The organism is Xanthomonas sp. F10, from assembly GCF_014206815.1.
In the GTDB taxonomy this organism is placed as follows: Bacteria; Pseudomonadota; Gammaproteobacteria; order Xanthomonadales; family Xanthomonadaceae; genus Xanthomonas_A; species Xanthomonas_A indica.
This window is the reverse complement of record NZ_JACHNP010000001.1, coordinates 1,041,766-1,059,616: the sequence shown is the minus strand read 5'-3', so window position 1 is coordinate 1,059,616 and position 17,851 is coordinate 1,041,766. Positions and strand designations below refer to the sequence as shown.

Annotated in this window: 13 protein-coding genes; 8 read left to right on the top strand and 5 right to left on the bottom strand. The window is 71.0% G+C overall.

The annotated features are described in order from the left end of the window. Positions 1-123: 123 nt before the first annotated feature. Positions 124-1,008, top strand: a complete 885-nt coding sequence (locus tag FHR56_RS04695; RefSeq protein WP_160947823.1) for a carbon-nitrogen hydrolase — start codon at positions 124-126, stop codon at positions 1,006-1,008. A 157-nt stretch (positions 1,009-1,165) separates the two neighbouring features. Beyond that, positions 1,166-2,446 carry a TraB/GumN family protein gene (locus FHR56_RS04690; RefSeq protein WP_184502420.1) on the top strand — a complete coding sequence of 427 codons (1,281 nt, stop codon included), beginning with the start codon at positions 1,166-1,168 and terminating at the stop codon, positions 2,444-2,446. Positions 2,447-2,559: 113 nt separating this feature from the next. Here FHR56_RS04690 and FHR56_RS04685 read toward each other — a convergent pair whose 3' ends face one another. Genes FHR56_RS04685 through FHR56_RS04675 form a run of 3 tightly spaced genes read right to left on the bottom strand, consistent with a single transcriptional unit; the run spans position 2,560 to position 10,255 of the window. Continuing rightward, the gene (locus tag FHR56_RS04685; protein WP_160947825.1) at positions 2,560-5,637 is read right to left on the bottom strand and encodes an efflux RND transporter permease subunit; all 3,078 of its coding nucleotides are present in this window, start codon (positions 5,635-5,637) and stop codon (positions 2,560-2,562) included. Continuing rightward, positions 5,634-9,137 (bottom strand): efflux RND transporter permease subunit, encoded by a 3,504-nt coding sequence (locus FHR56_RS04680; protein WP_160947826.1) that lies wholly within the window; start codon positions 9,135-9,137, stop codon positions 5,634-5,636. The genes FHR56_RS04685 and FHR56_RS04680 overlap by 4 nt, the downstream gene beginning before the upstream one ends. Continuing rightward, on the bottom strand, positions 9,137-10,255 hold the full coding sequence (locus FHR56_RS04675; protein WP_160947827.1) for an efflux RND transporter periplasmic adaptor subunit: 1,119 nt from the start codon (positions 10,253-10,255) through the stop codon (positions 9,137-9,139). The genes FHR56_RS04680 and FHR56_RS04675 overlap by 1 nt, the downstream gene beginning before the upstream one ends. 194 nt (positions 10,256-10,449) lie before the next feature. Here FHR56_RS04675 and FHR56_RS04670 point away from each other — a divergent pair, with 194 nt between their 5' ends. Both FHR56_RS04670 and FHR56_RS04665 read left to right on the top strand, forming a co-directional pair. Then, a complete protein-coding gene (locus FHR56_RS04670; RefSeq protein WP_160947828.1) occupies positions 10,450-10,833 on the top strand; it encodes a cytochrome c in 384 nt (127 codons plus the stop codon). 7 nt (positions 10,834-10,840) lie between these two features. After that, complete coding sequence (locus tag FHR56_RS04665) at positions 10,841-11,302, top strand: cytochrome c (RefSeq protein WP_160947829.1); 462 nt, start codon at positions 10,841-10,843, stop codon at positions 11,300-11,302. A gap of 444 nt (positions 11,303-11,746) precedes the next feature. Here FHR56_RS04665 and FHR56_RS04660 read toward each other — a convergent pair whose 3' ends face one another. Both FHR56_RS04660 and FHR56_RS04655 read right to left on the bottom strand, forming a co-directional pair. Further along, positions 11,747-13,465 (bottom strand): transmembrane repetitive protein, encoded by a 1,719-nt coding sequence (locus tag FHR56_RS04660; protein WP_160947830.1) that lies wholly within the window; start codon positions 13,463-13,465, stop codon positions 11,747-11,749. A 13-nt stretch (positions 13,466-13,478) separates the two neighbouring features. Further along, positions 13,479-14,075 (bottom strand): NfuA family Fe-S biogenesis protein, encoded by a 597-nt coding sequence (locus FHR56_RS04655; protein ID WP_019800223.1) that lies wholly within the window; start codon positions 14,073-14,075, stop codon positions 13,479-13,481. Positions 14,076-14,161: 86 nt separating this feature from the next. Here FHR56_RS04655 and FHR56_RS04650 point away from each other — a divergent pair, with 86 nt between their 5' ends. From FHR56_RS04650 to FHR56_RS04635, 4 genes are all read left to right on the top strand, one after another. Continuing rightward, positions 14,162-14,503, top strand: coding sequence for a 4a-hydroxytetrahydrobiopterin dehydratase (locus FHR56_RS04650; protein WP_019798438.1), 342 nt, complete (start codon positions 14,162-14,164; stop codon positions 14,501-14,503). 5 nt (positions 14,504-14,508) lie between these two features. Further along, a complete protein-coding gene (locus tag FHR56_RS04645; RefSeq protein ID WP_160947831.1) occupies positions 14,509-14,946 on the top strand; it encodes an energy transducer TonB in 438 nt (145 codons plus the stop codon). Positions 14,947-15,052: 106 nt separating this feature from the next. Then, positions 15,053-15,874 (top strand): zinc transporter ZupT, encoded by an 822-nt coding sequence (zupT, locus tag FHR56_RS04640; protein WP_019798069.1) that lies wholly within the window; start codon positions 15,053-15,055, stop codon positions 15,872-15,874. A 127-nt stretch (positions 15,875-16,001) separates the two neighbouring features. Next, positions 16,002-17,819 (top strand): DUF3300 domain-containing protein, encoded by a 1,818-nt coding sequence (locus FHR56_RS04635; protein ID WP_160947832.1) that lies wholly within the window; start codon positions 16,002-16,004, stop codon positions 17,817-17,819. Positions 17,820-17,851 lie beyond the last annotated feature (32 nt).

Here is a 17,851-nt window from a genome sequence, read left to right as displayed (position 1 = left end):
CGCCGGCGCGGCGCCGACCCCACCCGTGCCGCCGCCACGCGCGGCGCGGGATTCATCTCCCCGGAACCTGCCGCGCGGCCATCCGCGCTACCATGCCGGTTTACCGCGAACCTTGATTCCGCAATGAGCCGAAACACTCTTTCCGTCGCGCTGATCCAGGAGCGCAACCACGGCGACGCCGCGGCGAACCTGGCAGCGATCGAATCGCGTGTGGCCGAGGCCGCCGCGCAGGGCGCGCAGCTGGTGCTGCTGCAGGAACTGCACAACGGCGCGTACTTCTGCCAGCACGAGTCGGTGGACGAATTCGACCTGGCCGAGCCGATTCCCGGCCCCAGCACCGAGCGCCTGGGCGCGCTGGCCAAGCGCCATGGCGTGGTCCTGGTCGGCTCGCTGTTCGAGCGCCGCGCCGCCGGCCTGTACCACAACACCGCGGTGGTGTTCGAAAAGGACGGCAGCCTGCTGGGCAAGTACCGCAAGATGCACATCCCCGACGATCCGGGCTTCTACGAGAAGTTCTACTTCACCCCGGGCGATCTGGGCTTCACTCCGATCCAGACCTCGGTCGGCCGCCTCGGCGTGCTGGTGTGCTGGGACCAGTGGTACCCGGAAGCGGCGCGGCTGATGGCGCTGGCCGGCGCCGAGCTGCTGCTGTATCCCACCGCGATCGGCTGGGATCCCAACGACGAACAGGCCGAGCAGGAACGCCAGCGCGATGCCTGGATCCTCAGCCATCGCGGCCATGCGGTGGCCAACGGCGTGCCGGTGCTGAGCTGCAACCGGGTCGGCCACGAGCCCTCGCCGCTGGGCGCGTCGGGCATCCAGTTCTGGGGCAACAGCCACGTGCTCGGCCCGCAGGGCGAGTTCATCGCCGAGGCCGGTGGCGAGCCGACCGTGCTGGTGTGCGACGTGGACCTGCAGCGCAGCGAGCACGTGCGGCGGATCTGGCCGTTCCTGCGCGACCGCCGCATCGATGCCTACGGCGACCTGCTGAAGCGCTACATCGATTGAGCCGCCGCGCCGTGCCGGGTCTGTGCGTGTGCTGCGCCGCTCCCCGCGGCGCAGCGCGACCCGGCCGCAGGCGCCCATGCCCGTCGCGGCCGTGCCTTCACACCCCCATGCCCGCTGAGCCCCGGCGCTGCCGAGGCGCCTTCCGATGAGTGATGGAATGAACGAACTTTCCCAGGCCGACGGCGACGACGCGCTGTTCGACGGCCAGCCGTACCGCATCGTCGAACGCGACGGCGTCCGCTACACCCTGCTCGGCACTGCGCACGTGTCCCTGGCCAGCGTTGCCGCCGTGGAACGGGCGATCGGCAGCGGCCGCTTCGATGCGGTGGCGGTGGAACTGGATCCGCAACGCCTGCAGGCGCTGACCGATCCGGACGCGCTGACCAAGCTGGACCTGGTGCAGGTGATCCGCAAGGGCCGCGTGGCCCTGTTCGCCGCCAACCTGGCGCTGGCCGCCTACCAGCGGCGCCTGGCCGAGCAACTGGGCATCGAGCCCGGCGCCGAGCTCAAGCGCGCAGTGCTGCTGGCGCGCGAACGGCAGTTGCCGGTGTACCTGATCGACCGCGAAGTCGGCCTGACCTTCAAGCGCGCCTCCAGCCGGCTCGGCTTCTTCGGCAAGCTGAAGCTGGCCAGCGGCCTGCTCGGCGGCCTGTTCGCCTCCGACGAGGTCGGCGAGGCGGAGATCGAGAAGCTCAAGCAGGGCGACATGCTCGAGGCCAGCTTCGGCGACTTCGCCAGCGAGAGCCCGGCGCTGTACGAAACCATCATCGCCGAACGCGACCACTACATGGCGACGCGCCTGCGCGAGGAACAGGCGCAGCAGCGCGCGCTGCCGCTGCCCGACAACGCCGAGCCGCTGGACGGTGCCACGGGCGCCGGCGTGCGCGAGGTGCTGGCGGTGGTCGGCGCCGGCCACTTGGCCGGCCTGGCGCGACACCTGCAGGGCGACCAGGACGACCCGGCGACGCTGCGCAAGGCGCTGGAAGACGTGCCGACCAAGAAGAAGGTGCCGTGGATCACCCTGACCCTGACCGCGCTGGTGCTGGGCGGCGTGGCCTGGGGCTACTGGCATGGCGGCTTCGCGCTGGGTACCGACCTGCTGTTGCAGTGGGTGCTGTTCACCGGTGGCCTGGCCGGACTGGGCTGCATCCTGGCCGGCGGCCATCCGCTGAGCGTGATCGCCGGCGCCATCGCCGCGCCGCTGAAGCCGTTCCGCCCCGGCGTGCCGGCCGGTGCGTTCAGTGCCCTGGTCGAAGTGCACATGCGCAAGCCGGCCTATGGCGACTTCCTGGCGCTGCGCGACGACGCGCAGAACCTGCGCGGCTGGTACCGCAACCGCGTCTCGCGGGTGGTGCTGACCTTCCTGCTGACCAACCTGGGCAGCATGCTCGGCGTGTGGCTGGCCGGCTTCCGCATCTTCGGCAAGCTGGCGGGTTGAACAGCCGAAGGCATTGACCTCGTAGGAGCGGCTCTTGTCCCCTTTTGCGGGATCAGCCGCGACGGGCCTTCCCTGAGACGCCTGTCGCGGCTGAAGCCGCTCCTACGAAACGCTCATGCGGCTTGCGGTGCGGCGATACCACGCGCGCGCCGCACCAACCCCGCCACGCCATTGCTGAGATCGTCGAGGATCGCGTAGATGGTCGGCAGGAACAGCAGGCTGACCACGGTCGAGAACGCCAGGCCGCCGGCAATCGCACGCGCCATCGGGTAGTAGGCCGGACCGTCGCCGAACATCTGCGTGGTGGTCAACGAGATCGGCACCATCGCCAGGATCGCCGTGCCCATGGTCATCATGATCGGCCGCAGGCGCTCGCGCGAGCCTTCGATCAATGCCTCGGTACGGCCCAGGCCGCGCCGGCGCAGATTGTTGATGTGCTCGATCATCACGATGCCGTTGTTCACCACCACGCCCATCAACACCAGGATGCCGATGAAGGCCATGATCCCGAAGCTCGTGCCGGTGATCCAGAACAGCCAGAACACGCCGAACACCGAGAACAGCACGCCGCTCATGATCGCCGCCGGGAACAGCAGCGATTCGAACACCGCGGCCATCACCACGTAGATCATCAGCAGCGCGATCAACAGGTTGAACAGCATCTGCTTGCTGGCCTGGTCGTCGTCCTGGCCTTCCACGCCGTCGAAGCTGTAGCGGTAGCCGACCGGGAAGCTGACCGCCTTGAGCGTGTCCTCGATCGCCTGCTTGGCTTCCGGCGCGGTCACCTTGGCGCCGAGGTTGGCGGTGATGGTCAGTGTGGTCTGCCGGTTGGTCCGGGCGATCTGGGTGGCGGCCGCGCGCGGCTGCGCATCGACCAGGCTCAGCAGCGGCACGCTGCGCCCGTCCTGGGTGCGCACGTTGAAGCTGTCCAGATCCTCCGGCGTCGCCTGCTCGGCACCGGCGAAGCGTACCCATACCGGCACCTCGTTGTCGCCGTGGCGGAATTCGCGCAGCGACGCGCCACGCAGCGCCAGGCCGACGAAGCTGGCGACCTGCTCGGCGCTGAAGCCGAACGCGGCGGCGCGCTCGCGGTCCACCCGCACCGCCAGCTCGGTGCTACGGTCGCCGCTGTCCACGCGCACGTCGCGCAGTTCCTTGCGCCGCGCCAGCACCGGCACCACGTCGTCGGCGAGCGCGCGCAGCGCCTCGGTGGAATCGCCGACCAGTTGCACCTGCACGGTCTGCCCGCCGCCGTTGCCGCCATCGCCGCCGTTGCTGTTGCCGACGTGGAAATCCACCCGCGCCGAGCGCGGCAGTTCCTTGCGGATGCGTTCCATCAGGGCCGGCAGATCGCGGACCTGCTTCAGGTCCACCGTCAGCGTGGTGCTGCTGCCTTCCTCCTCGCTGAACCAGGAATACACCTGGGTCACGTGGTACTGCGCACGCCGCGCATCGATGAAGCGTTCCAGCCGGGTCACTTCCTCTGCCATCTGCTCGCGGGTGTAGGCGCCCTTCCACTGGTAGCCGATGAAGACCTGCTCGCCGCCGTCGCCGCCGAACATGTCCTTCTTGGTCTGCATCATCGGGATCACGCTCAGCGCGCTGATCAGCACGATCGCGCAGACGCTCCAGCCGCGGTGCGCCAGCGACCACGCCAGCACCCGCGCGTAGCGGCGCTGCAGGCGCGGGATCAGCCCGCGCGGGGAATGCACCAGCGCCGGAGTACGCATGCGCGCCGACAGCATCGGGATCAGGCTCACCGCCACCAGCCACGACGCCAGCAACGACACCGAGATGGTGATGGCGATCTGCGACATGAAGATGCTGATATTGTTGGTCTCGCCGAACAGGTTGGGCACGAACACGATGCAATGGCACAGGGTGCCGGCCGACAGTGCGATGGCGACGTTGCGGGTGCCGACGATGGAGGCGCGCTGCGGCTGGTCGGGCATGCGCTCGCGCTCCTGGTAGATGCTCTCCACCACCACCACGGCGTTGTCCACCAGCATGCCCACCGCCAGCAGCAGGCCCATCATGGTCAGGATGTTGAGGGTGACCCCGGCGAAGTACATGAAGCCCAGGGTGATGGCGAAGCAGATCGGGATCGCCAGGGTCACCATCAGCGTCGACGGCCAATGGCGCAGGAAGAAGAACAGCACCGTCACCGACAGCAGCAGGCCGACCGCACCGGCCTCGGCCAGCTCCGCCAGCGACGAGGTCACCGCCTTGCCCTGGTTGTCGATGACCTTGACCTGCACGTCGCTCAGCGCCGGCTGCTTGCGGATCTGCTCGACCTCGGCCAGCACCGCGCGCGACACCTCCACCAGGTTGGCGCTGCGCTCCTTGAACACGTCCAGGCCCACCGCCGGGCGCCCGTCCAGGCGCCGGCCGTAGCTCATCCGGGTCGGTTTCAGCCGCACCTGCGCGATGTCGCCCAGGCGCAGGCCCTTGGCGTCGATGACCAGGTCGCGCAGCTCCTGCAGGTCGCGCAGTTCACCGACTGGCTGCACCCGCAGGCGCTGGCCGTTGTCGTCGATCTGCCCGGCCGACAGCGAGAAGTTGAGCTTGCCCAGGCGCTCGCTGAGCTGGTTGAGGCTGAGGTTGTGCGCGCTGAGCCGGTCCGGGGCGATGGCGATCTCGACTTCGTTCGGCGGCGCGCCCGACACCTCGACCTTGGCCACCCCGGGAATGCGCTCCAGGCGGCGCTTGAACTCGCGGTCGAGCATGTCGTACGCGCCGGTCAGGTCGGCCGCGCCGGCCAGCCGCACCTTCAGCACGGGCTGGTCGCTGCTGGACCACTTGAACACGTTGTAGCGCCGCAGGTCCGCCGGCAGGTCGGCGCGGATCGCGTCGATGCGCTCGCGCGCGTCGGAGGCGGCGATGGCGATGTCGCGGTCCCAGTCGGAGAACTCGATGAAGATGTTGGCGCCATCGGCGGTGGCGGTCGAACGCATGCGCTTGATCCCGGTCATCGTCGCCAGCGCTTCCTCGGTCGGCCGCACCAGGTTGCGCTCGACCTCGTCCGGGGTCGAGCCGGTATACGGCAACTGCACGAACAGGAACGGCGCGGAGATGTCCGGCAAGGCCTCCAGCGGCAGGCGGAAGGCGGCGATCAGCCCGACCACCACCAGCGACACGAAGCACATGATGGTGGTGACCGGACGGCGGATGCTGAACTCGGCGACGCTCATGCCGGTGCGCCCTCGCCGTCCTGCAGGCGCTGCTCGCCCTGCTCGCGTTGCCGCGCGCGCCGCCCGCGCTCTGCGTAGTACGCATCGGCGCGGCGATCCAGGCGGTCGTAGACCACCGGGATCACCAGCAGGGTCAGCAGCGTGGACACCAGCAGCCCGCCGATCACGGTGATCGCCATCGGCGCGCGCACCTCGGCGCCCTCGCCACTGGCGATCGCCAACGGCAGGAAGCCGAACAGCGTGCACAGCGTGGTCATCACGATCGGCCGCAGCCGCGAGCGCGCGCCTTCGATCAACGCCGCGCGCTTGGCCACACCCTCCTCGCGCAACTGGTTGACCTTGTCGATCAGGATGATCGCGTTCTTTGTCACCAGGCCTACCAGCAGGATCAGGCCGATGAACACCACCACCGACACCGGCTTTCCCGTCAGCAGCAGCGCCAGCACCGCGCCGACCAGCGCCAGCGGGATGGTGAACAGGATGACGAAGGGATGCAGCAGCGACTCGAACTGCGAGGCCATCACCAGGTACACCAGGAACACCGCCAGGCCGAACGCGAACAGCAGCGAGCGCGCCGACTGCGCCAGTTCCTCGCCCTGGCCGCCGATGTGCATGCCGACACCGGCGCCGAGCGGATCGCGCGCCACCATCTCGCCCACTTCGCGCACCGCGCCGCCCAGGTCGATGTCGCGCAGGTTGGCCGAGACGATCGCCACGCGGATCTGGTCGGCGCGGTGGATCTCGCTGGGGCCGGTGGTGGCGACCACGTCGGCGACCGCGTCCAGGGTCACCGGCCGGCTGCTGCCGGGATTGACGATCAGCCGGCGGATGCTGTCGACGCTGGCGCGGTCGCTCTGCTGCGCGCGCACCAGTACGTCGATCTTGCGGTCGCGGAAGCTGTAGCGGGTGGCGACATCGCCGCGCACCTTCTTCACCACCACGTCGGCGATCTGCCGGGTGGTCAGCCCCAGCGCCCCGGCGCGCTCCTGATCGAAGCGGATCTGGATCTCCGGGAAGCCCTCCTCCACCGTGGACTTGACGTCGGCGAAGTGGCCGTTGCCACGCAGCAGCGCCGCCAGCTTCTGCCCGGCGTGCTGGATCGTCTGCAGGTCCTGGCCGCGCAGTTCGATCTCCAGCGGCGTGGAGAAACTGAACAACTCGGGCCGACTGAAACCGACCTGCACGCCCGGATGGTTGCGCATCGTCGCGCGCATGCGCTCGCTCTGCTGCGCCTCGAACTGGGCGCTGCCGCCACCGGCCATGGCGATGGTCAGCTTGCCGATGTTCTCGCCGCTCTCGGTGGGGTTGGCGTCGAGCCGGGTGCCGCTGCCGCTGACCCCGTACAGCGCCTGCACGCCGGCATCCTTGCCATGCGCTTCCTGCAACTCGCGCACCAGCGCGTCGGTCTGCCGCAACGGCGTGCCGGCCGGCAGCTTCACGGTCATCTCGAAGCGGTCCTGCGCCAGTTGCGGGATCAGGTCGGCGCCCAGCAGTGGCGCCACCGCCAGGGTCGCGGCGAAGGCCAGCGCCGCCAGCCCCAGCACCCAGCCCGGACGCGCCAGCGCGCCGGGCAGCAGCCGCAGGTAGCCGCGCTCGGCCAGCGCGTACGGCGCCATCGCCAGGTCGCTGGCCTTGCGCATCACCGGCGCAACCACCGCCACCGCGCCGCGCCACAGCCGCACGCACAACCAGGCCACGCCGAAGAACATGCCGCGCACCGCCGCCCCGGCGCCGCGCCGGCTCCAGGCCAGCGGCGTCAGCCAGCCGCGCTGCGGCTGCCAGCGCGGTGCCGCCGGCTCCACCGGGAACGCCAGCGGCGCACGGCCTCTGAGCGAGCTGAGCATCGGGATCAGGGTCATCGACACCACCAGCGAGATCGCGATGGCGATCGCCACGGTCAGCGCCTGGTCGCGGAACAGTTGCCCGGCCACGCCTTCCACGAACACCAGCGGCAGGAACACCGCGATCGTGGTCAGGGTCGAGGCGACCACGGCCATGCCGACCTCGCGGGTGCCGACGATCGCCGCATCGAGCACGCTCAGGCCGCGCTCGCGCGCCTTGGCGATGCTTTCCAGCACCACGATGGAGTCGTCCACCACCAGGCCTGTGGCCAGCGCCAGCCCGCCCAGCGACATCACGTTGAGGCTCAGCCCGAGCTGGCCCATGAAGAAGAAGGTGGTCACGATCGACACCGGCAGCGACAGGCCGATCACGAAGGTGCTCCAGCCGTCGCGCAGGAACAGGAAGATGATCAGGATCGCCAGCAGGCCGCCGATCACCGCATCCTTCTTGACGTCGCCGATGGCGTGCTCGATGAAGCGCGACTGGTCTTCCAGCGTGGTCAACTCGGCGTCGGCGGGAATCTGCGCCTGCAATTGCTCCAGGCGCTGGCGCAGCGCCGCCGCGGTGGCCACGGTGTTGGCGTCGCCCTCCTTGTAGATGGCCAGTTCCACCGCTTCCTTGCCGCCCAGGCGGATGATCGCCTCACGCTCCTTGTAGCCCTGCCGCACCTGCGCCACGTCCTTGAGCCGGATCGGCATGCCGCCAGCCACGCTGGTGGTGGTGCTGGACGTGGCGCTCTGCGCCGCCGACGCCGCCGCCAGCGCCGCTTCCGAGCCGGTGGAGGCGGCGATCGCGTACATCTGTTGCAGGGCCGCGTCGGCGGCGTTGCTGCCGGCACCCTGGGTGGTCAGCAACAGATTGCGGATCTCGTCCAGGTCGGCGAACTGATTGACCGTGCGCACCAAGTAGCGCTGCGTGCCCTGCTCCAGGCGCCCGCCGGAGAGATTGACGTTCTCGTCCTTGAGCCGCGCGATCACCGTGTCGATCGGCATGTTGAGCTGCGCCAGCCGCTGCTGGTCGATGTCAACCTGGATCTCGTCCTCCAGACCGCCGCCGACCTTGACCGCGGCCACGCCCGCCACCGGCTCCAGCTTCTTCTTCAGGTCCTCGTCGGCGTAACGGCGCAACTGGGTCAGCGCGCGCACCGCCTCGGCGTCGCTGTGCGCGGCGGTCCTGCTCGACAGCACCAGGCGCATGATCGGCTGGGTGGAGGGATTGAAGCGCAGCAGCACCGGCGCCTTGGCCTCCAGCGGCAGCGATAGCGCCTCCATCTTGTCGCGCACCTCCAGGCTGGCCTGGTCCATGTTGGTGCCCCAGGCGAACTCAAGCACCACGTCGCTCTGCCCGGTGCGCGAGACCGACTTGAGCTTGCGCAGGTTCTTGACCACGCCGACCGCCTCTTCCACCGGCTCGGTCACCAGCGTCTCGATCTCCGACGGCGCGGCGCCGGCATACTCGGTACGCACGGTCAGGGTCGGATAGCTCAGGTCCGGCAGCAGGTTGACCTTGAGCCCGTGCAGCGCGATCGCGCCGAACAGCAGCATGGTCAGCGTGATCATCGCGATGGTCACGCGGCGGCGGGTGGCGAATTCGACCAGGCCGCCGCCGTGCGCAGCGGGCGCAGGCGGTGCGTGCGGGTCGGGACCAGCGCCGTGCATCAGCGCGCTCCGGCGGCGGTGGCGGGCGCAGCGTTGGCGATCGCGCGCTGCGGCGCGATCACCTGCACGCGGCTGCCGTCGCGCAGCGCGACCTTGCCGGCGGTGACCACCTGGTCGCCGGCCTGCAGGCCCTGGCGGATCTCCACCCACGGGCCTTCGGCATAGCCCAGCGTCACCGGCACCCGCGCGACCTTGCCGGCGACCACGCGGAACACCGCCGGCTCGCCGTCGTCGAGCAGGGCCAGCCGCGGCACCACCAGCGCATCGGCGCGCTGGTCGTAATCGATGCGGATGCGCCCGAACATGCCCGGCTGCAGCGCCTGCGCGCCCTCGTCGAACGCGCACACCACGCGGAAGGTGCCGCTGCCGGCGTCCACCACCGGCGCGATGCGGTCGACCCGGCCGCGGAACTGCTTGCCCGGCAGCGCGTCGGCCAGCAGGGTCACCGGCTGCCCGGTCTTGAGCGTGGCCAGTTCGCGCTCGGGCACGTTGAGCGTGGCCTCCAGGCGCGAGTCGTCGACGATGCGGAAGATCGGCGTGTTGATCTGCACGAAGTTGCCGGTCTTGATCGAGCGCGACGCGATCACCCCGGAGATCGGCGCCACCACCGTCGCGTAGGACAGTTCCAGCGAGGCCAACTGGTGTTGCGCGCGCACGTTGGCGAGGTCGTACTTGATCTGGTCGACGTCGGCCGCGCTGACCAGTTGCTGGCCCACCAGCTGTTGCGAGCGGCGGTAGTTGTTCTCCAGCTTGCGCAGTTGCGCCTCGCTCTGCGCCAGCGCCAGCCGCGCGCGGTCCGGGTCCAGCCGCACCAGCGGCTGCCCGGCGCGCACCTGCTGGCCCTCCTCGGCCAGCACCGCCAGGGCCACGCCGGAGGTCTTGGCGACCACCTGCGATTCGGCGCGTGCCTCCAGCGCCGCGGTGCCGCTGTAGCTTGCAGCCACCGCACGGCGGCTGGCCGCGGCCACTTCCACCGGCACCGCCTCCGGCGCCTTCTCGCTGTCGGCAGCCTTGGCCTTGGCCTCGGCGGCCGGCTTGCAGGCGCCGAGCAGCAGCGTGGTGGTGACCAGCAGCGCGGCAGCGCAAGTGGCAGTGCGGCGCGGAAGCGGTCGCGTCATCGTCGTATCCCCGGTGGATGGCGTAAATGGTGTTGTAGATAAGTAGATCACCAGTCGACACCATGCCGAATGCCCCAAAGGTCACGGGTCCGCCGCGGCGGCCAGTTTCGGAGCCGCGAAAGGTGAGGCTATACTCGGGCCGTTCCGTGTTCCCCCACGCCGGAACCCCAATCCGTCCTCCGGACCACGAAACCATGCGCACGCAGCCGCTAGCCGCTTGTTTTGCTCTGGCCGTACTCGTTTCTGTTGGGGCCGCCCCGGCCATGGCGAAGACCGCGCCGGCGCCCGCCGCTCCCGCCGCCGCTGCCGCGGCGCCCGCGCCCATTCAGGGCGATGCCGCCAACGGCCGGGTGCTCACCTACACCTGCCAGGGCTGCCACGGCGTCACCGGCTACAAGAACGCCTACCCCAGCTACCGCATCCCCAAGATCGGCGGGCAGTCGGCGCAGTACCTGACCCAGGCGCTGACCGAATACCGGCTCGGCAAGCGCAAGCATCCGACCATGCAGGCCCAGGCGGAAAGCTTCTCCGACCAGGAGATCGCCGACATCGCCGCTTTCCTGTCCACCCTCAAGTAGGCCTCCCATGCCGAACGCCGCGCACGCCTTGCGTCCCGCCCTCGTCCTGCTTGCCGCCCTGTGCCTGGGGGCCTGTTCGCAATCGCAGGTGGAATCCACCAGCACCTCCGCCGGCGACCCCGGCCACGCCAGCGGCGAGCACGGTTCCGGCTCCTCCGCCGGCCTGCCCGCCGGGCGCATCGAGGCCGGCGACAAACTGGCCCACGCCAAGGGCAAGGCCACCGGGCAGAGCTGCATCGACTGCCACGGCGCCGACGGCAACGCGCCGATCGACCCGACCTACCCCAAGCTCGGCGGCCAATATGGCGACTACCTCGCGCACGCGCTGCAGGCCTACCGCGGCGGCACCCGCACGCATCCGCTGATGAGCCCGCAGGCGGCGCAACTGAGCGACCAGGACATCGCCGACCTGGCCGCCTACTTCGGCTCGCGCAGCAGCCAGTTGCGCGATTTGCACGGCGTCAACTGAGCGGGCGACGTCCGCCGGACCAGGCATGTCGGAGGACGTGCGCGGCGGCGCGCACCACGCTGCGCCGAGCAGCGGCGACGGGACCGCGCTCAGCGCGCTGCGGATGCGCCGCCGTCGATGCGTGACAAGCTCACCGCCACTTGCTCGTGGTGCGCAAACCGATGTCGCTCCGACCTTATCCGACGACGTGCGGCACACACGTAGAAGCGGCTTCAGCCGCGACCGGCGTTCCCGGTAAAGCCCATCGCGGCTGAAGCCGCTCCTACGAGACAGCACGCCATGCGCGGCAGGTCGTTTGGAGCGGCTTTCCGCCGCGCCGAGGACTCTCAGGGAACGCCTTGCCGGCTGAGGCCGCCCACTCAGGGCAAGCTGCGCCCGGTTCGCGTGCGCTGAAAGCTGGTGATGTGCGGCGCCCTCTTCTGACGCCGAGCCCGCACCGGCCGCTCAGCGACTGCCGTTGTCTTCCTGCAGCTCGCGCTTGAACGGCACGTTCGGCGGCGGTCGCGCGCCGGCCGGCTGCTCGTTGAGATTGGGATCGGTGATGCCGCAGCCGCCGCCCACCTGCAGGATCGAGATCACGCAGGAAATGCTGCTGGTGGTGCCGGGAATCGGAATCTTCACCGACTTGATGCCGCGCCGCACCCACTCTTCCAGCAGCGTCGCGTTCGGCAGCCAGTACTTGTCGAACGAGGTCGGCGTGTAGTCGTACGGCGGACGCTTGAGCCACTCGCCGGCCTTTTCGATGCGATCGCGCGTCCAGGTGTCGGTCTCGGCGCCGGGCGCGCTGCGCGCCGGCGCCTGCTCGTTGCCGCGACCATCGGCCAGACGCACGCTGCCGTCGGCATTGAACAAGCCGCCGCCCTTGCTGGCGCCCGCACCGGCATCGCCGGGACGGTTGCGTGCGGCCGCGCCCCAGTCGTCGCCGCGCTGCGGCGTGGCCCAGCCTCCATCGCGGGCGACCGGTGCCGGGCCGCTGCCCGGGCTCGTCGCCTGGCTGCCGGGCGGCGCGGTGCCAGCCGCGGGCGCCGCCGGCTTGGCCGACGCGCTGGCGGCGGCGCCAGCCGAGGCGGCCGGTGCCTGTTGCGGGGTCGGCGCGCTGGCTGGGGCGGGGTCCGGGCTGGCGACCGGGGCGGCCGCCGGCGCCGGCGTGGGCGCGGTCGCCGTGGCGGTGCTCGGCGTCGGCACTTCGATCTGGCGCACCTGCGGCACGTCGGCGCTGCGCAGCATCGGCGTCGGCGCCGGCGTGCGCAGCTGTGGTACCGGGACCTGCACCTGCGGCAGCGGCGCCGGCACCTCGCGTTCGCGCACCTGCACCTGCGGTGCGGCGGGGCGCGGCACCGCGATGTCGCGCGGACGCAACTGCGCCACGGTCGGCACGTCGGTGACCACCTCGACCTCGCGCACCGGCACCTGCACGTCGGGCGGCACGACCGCGCGCGGTGTGGGCACCGGTACACGCACGCTCGGTGGCGGCGGCAGCACGAAGTCGCGCGTGGGCGTCGGCGTCTCGGTCACCTGCAGCGGCTGCTCCGCCGGTGGCGGTGGTGGCGCACTGGCCGTGGTCGGCGCGGGCGCCGGCACTGCCGGGGTCGGCTCCGCGGCTGGTGCAGGTGCAGGAGCGGCTGCCAGCGTCGGGCGTGGCCGCGCGGACAGGGCGCGCCGCGCACGCGGTGGCGTCGGCGACGTCGCCTCCGTGGACGCGGCCGCCTCGGCCGGCGCACCACCGCCGCTCTCGGCGGGCGTGCCGCGGCCGACGAATTCCACCTGCACGCGGCCGGCGGCGTCCGCATCGGTGCGCGGCGGCAGCCAGCGCACGAACGCCACCCACAGCAGGAACACCGCGAACAGCAGATGCAGCAGCAGGCTCAGCAGCACGGCGATGCGCCGCCACCAGCGCTGGTCGTATGGCGCCGGATCCCAGTGCTGCCACCACAGGCGGCGGAACGCCTGCCACAGCGGCAAGGCCGGCAGACGCGTGGTCACCGGCGGCTGCGCCGGTGGCATCGCCGCAATCAGCTCCGGGGCGGCGAACGGCCGCGGCACGGCAGGTTGCGCCGCGATCCAGTGCGCCCATGCGTATGGCAGACCGGTGCGGCGGTCGCGCAGCAGCTTGCGCGGCGTACGCGCCAACAACACATCGAGGATGTCGGTGGCGCGCGTCACCGGCAGCGGGACGTCAGGCGGCCGAATCGCGCGGAATGTAGGGAGCGCTGCCGCTGTCGTGGTCGGTGGCGTCGCGCACCGCGGTCACCCCCGGCACCCGGCCCATCAGCGTCTTCTCGATGCCCTGCTTCAAGGTCACGTCGGCCATGCCGCAGCCGTGGCAGCCGCCGCCGAAGCGCAGCAGCACCACGCCATCGGCGGACACTTCCTGCACCGCCACGCGGCCGCCGTGCTGGGCCAGTTGCGGATTGACCTCGTTCTCCACCACCCAGCGCACCCGCTCCACCAGCGAGGCCGCTTCGCCCGGTGCTTCGCCCTTGATCTTCGGCGCCTTGATGGTGAGCTGCTGGCCGGTGCCCTGGGTGACGTAGTCGATTTCCGCGCCGTCGAGCCAGGCGACGCTGTCGGCCGCCACGTACAAGGTGAAGCCGGCGCAGTCGATCGCCCACTCGTCGCCGGCCAGGTCCGCCGGCTCGGCGAACTCCAGCCGCGCATCGGCACGCGGGGTGCCGGCATCGACCGCGCTCAGGCGCACGCCCATGCCGGGCACGGCCTCGCGTTCGAGCAACTTGCGGAAATGGGCCTGTGCGTTGTCTGAGATCTGGATCATGCGGGTATTCTAGACCCTTCCACGCCCTGCGCTCATCGCGGGCGGTATGTTGATCGGCCCTGTCCGTTCCACCGCAGAGACCCTCCATGAACGACCTGATCCCGCTCGCCCAGGCCCACTGCTCGCCCTGCAAGGGCAGCGAGTACAAACTGACCCAGGCGCGCCTGGCCGAACTGCTGCCGCAGGTGCCCGGGTGGGAAGTCGTCGAGAACGGCAACGCGATCAGCCGCACCTTCCGCTTCCCCGACTACTACCGCACCCTGGCCTTCGTCAACGCGCTGGCCTGGATCGCGCACCGCGAGGACCACCACCCCGACCTGGGCGTGCACTACGACCGCGTGGTGGTGCGCTATTCCACCCACGACGTCGGTGGCCTCAGCGAAAACGACTTCATCTGCGCCGCCAAGGCCTCCGCCCTTTCGGAATGATCCCGATGATCGCTACCGTCGCCGCCCGTCGTCTGTTCCCCCTGGCCTGCCTGAGCGCCGTGCTGCTCAGCGCCTGCGGCCAATCCCAACAATCGCAGCAACACACCGTGGCCCAGCCGCCGACCGAGGTCGCCGCGGTGAAGACGCCGCCGCCGGACTACCCGATCGACGTGGCCTGCGCCGGACTCGGCGGCACGGTGGTGCTGAAGGTGGTGGTCGGCGTGCAGGGCAAGCCGACCGACGTGAACGTGGTCACCGGCAGCGGCCAGGCCAAGCTGGACGCCTCGGCGCAGGAGGCCGTGCGCGGCTGGACGTTCAAACCCGCCACCCGCAACGGCCAGGCAGTGCCGTGGACCATCCAGGTGCCGGTCAACTTCAATCCGCCGCAGCCGCGCCCGGACCACTGCTTCGCGCTGGACGCGCAGGCGCACAAGGCCGGCTGAACCTCAAGTCTCCCGCCCCAACCACGGGCGCGCGCGCCGCGCCTTCACGCGACACCCGCACCGCGCCGGGTTTGATCGACGCCTCTTTCCTTGGAGCCGCCGGCGCATGCTGGAGATCCCGCTGCACAATGTCCTGGTCGCGCTCGCCGTGACCCTCGGCGCCGGCCTGGCCACCGGCCTGGGCAGCGTGCTGGTGTTGTTCAGCAGAGGCCCCAATCCGCGCTTGCTCGCCTTCGGCCTGGCGTTCTCCGCCGGCGCGATGGTGTACGTGTCGTTGACCGAGATCCTCGGCAAGTCGATCGCCGCCTTCAGCGAGGCCTTCGATCCACGCCTGGGCCAGGCCTACGCCACCCTGGCGTTCCTGGCCGGCATGGTGCTGATCGTGACCATCGACCGGCTGGTGCCCAATCCGCACGAAAGCCTCAACAGCCGCGATCCGCTGTTCCGCGACGACAACCGCGCCTACGTCAAGCGCGTCGGCCTGCTCACGGCGGTGGCGATCACGGCGCACAATTTCCCGGAAGGCCTGGCCACCTTCTTCGCGACGCTGGAGAGCCCGGCGGTGGGCATGCCCCTGGCCTTCGCCATCGCCGTGCACAACATCCCCGAAGGCATCGCCATCGCCGTGCCGGTGCATTACGCCACCGGCCGCAAGTCCTATGCCTTCGCCGCCAGCCTGCTGTCCGGCCTGGCCGAGCCGATCGGCGCGCTGATCGGCTACGTCGCGCTGGCGCGCTTCCTGTCCGATGCGGTGTTCGGCGCGGTGTTCGGGCTGATCGCCGGGGTGATGGTGTTCCTGGCCCTGGACGAACTGCTGCCGGCGGCCAAGCGTTATGCGCAGGGACACGAGACGGTGTACGGCCTGGTCGCGGGCATGGCCACGCTGGCCTTGAGTCTGGTGCTGTTCCGCCTGTCCGCGCCGGTCTGAGCGCACCCGCCGGCGCCGGCTGAACGCGGGCTCGCTGGCCTGCGCGGCAGCGCCGCGCAGAAAGGTCGCAGACACCAAGGGCGGCGCATGCTGCGGCCACCTTCGCCCCGCTCCGATGAGGTGTCGCATGGATCTCCGCCCCCTGCCCCCGGCCAGGCTGGCCCTGTTCACCGCGCTGAGCGTGGTGGCGCTGGGCGCCTGCCAGCGACAAGACGCGCCCGCTCCCGCAGCACAGGCCGACACCGGCGCCCCCGCTGCGGCGCCCGCGCCTGCCCCCTACGTCCCGCCCACCGCCGACCAGCTGTATCAGTTGGTGGCGCCGATCGCGCTGTTCCCGGACAAGCTGTTGGCGCAGACCCTCGCCGCCTCGGTGTATCCGGACCAGGTGGTGTCCGCGCAGGACTGGCTGCGCAACAACCGCACCCTGTCCGCCACCGACCGCCTGCAAGCGGCCGCGTCGCAGCCCTGGGATCCCAGCGTCAAGGCGCTGACCGCCTTCCCCGACGTGGTCGACCAGTTGGCCGGCAACGGCGACTGGACCCGCGCGCTGGGCGACGCCTATGCCCACGATCCCAACCAGGTGCTGGACGCGGTGCAGGTGATGCGCCAGCGCGCGCAGGCGCAGGGCCACCTGCGCAGCACCCCACAGCAGCGCGTGCAGGTGGTTCAGCGCACCGTAGTGGAACCGGCGCCGGCCTATGCCGACGCGGTGCCGCCGCCGACCCGCACCATCGTCATCGAGCCGGCGCAGCCGGACGTGGTCTACGTGCCGCGCTACGACCCCGACGTGGTCTACGGCGCTCCGGTCAACGTCTACCGCGAATACCGCTACCGTCCGCCGCGCCCCTACTACGACACCGGCGACCTGGTCACCGCCGGCATCATCTCCTTCGGCGTGGGCGTGCTGGTCGGCGACGCGCTCGAACACCACCACCACAGCGTGTTCGGCTGGCTGGAACCGGCGCCGCCATGGCACAGTTGGGGCTGGAACAACTGGGGGGTGAACTGGAACGCGCCGCCGTCGGCGCCGAACTACGTGGTCTACCGCAACAGCGTGTACGCACCGCGCACCACCATCATCAACAACCACTACGACAACCACAGCTACGTGCACAACGACTACCGCGGCGCGCCAGCCCCGGCGATGCCGATGGGTGGGCCGGCCGCGCAGCAGGCCTTCGCCGCCGCGCATGCCCCGGGCGCCGCGCTGGCTGCCGCGGCGATGGGCGCGCGCACTCCGGCGGCCGCGTTCGGGCCGGCCCGCGCCCAGCCGCCGGCGATGCCGCAGACCATGCCGCACTTCACCAGCCAGATGCTGCAGGCCGGTCGCCCGGTGGCGGCGATGGCGCCGCCGATGCAGCGCCTGCCGGCTCCGGGCACCCCGGCGGCCATGGCCGCCGCGCGCGACCAGCGCCTGCTGCCCGGCTTCGCGCCGCGTGCCCCGGCACCGCAACGCGCCCTGGCAATGGCCCAGCCGAACGCGCCACGCTCGGCTCCGTCGATGCCGGTGCCGCAGTTCCACGGCCGGCCGGTGCCGCAGGCACTGTCGCCCACGCCGATGCCGCGCGAGGCCGTCGCCAATCATGGCGGCATGCCGGCGCCGCGCTTCGCCGAACCACCGCGACACGGCGACCCGGGCATGCAGCCGTCCGGCTTCGCCCGCGAGATGGCCCGCGCGCAGCCGCCGCGCGCGGCGATGCCGGCCGAAGCGCCGCGCGCCCAGGCCTGGCATGCGCCGGCGCCCGAGCGCGAGGCGCGCGCGCCGGAGATGCCGCGCGAGGCGATGCGTGCGCCGATGCCGGAACCGCGCCAGGAGCAGCGCGTGGCCCGGTTCTCTCCGCCGCCGCGCATGCCGGCGCCGCGGCCGGCCGAATCGCACCCGGCACAACGGCCGGCCCCGGCCCACCATGACGGGCACCACGACCACGACCATCACGACAGCTGAACGCAACGCGGGGCGGCCGCATGCCGCTCCCG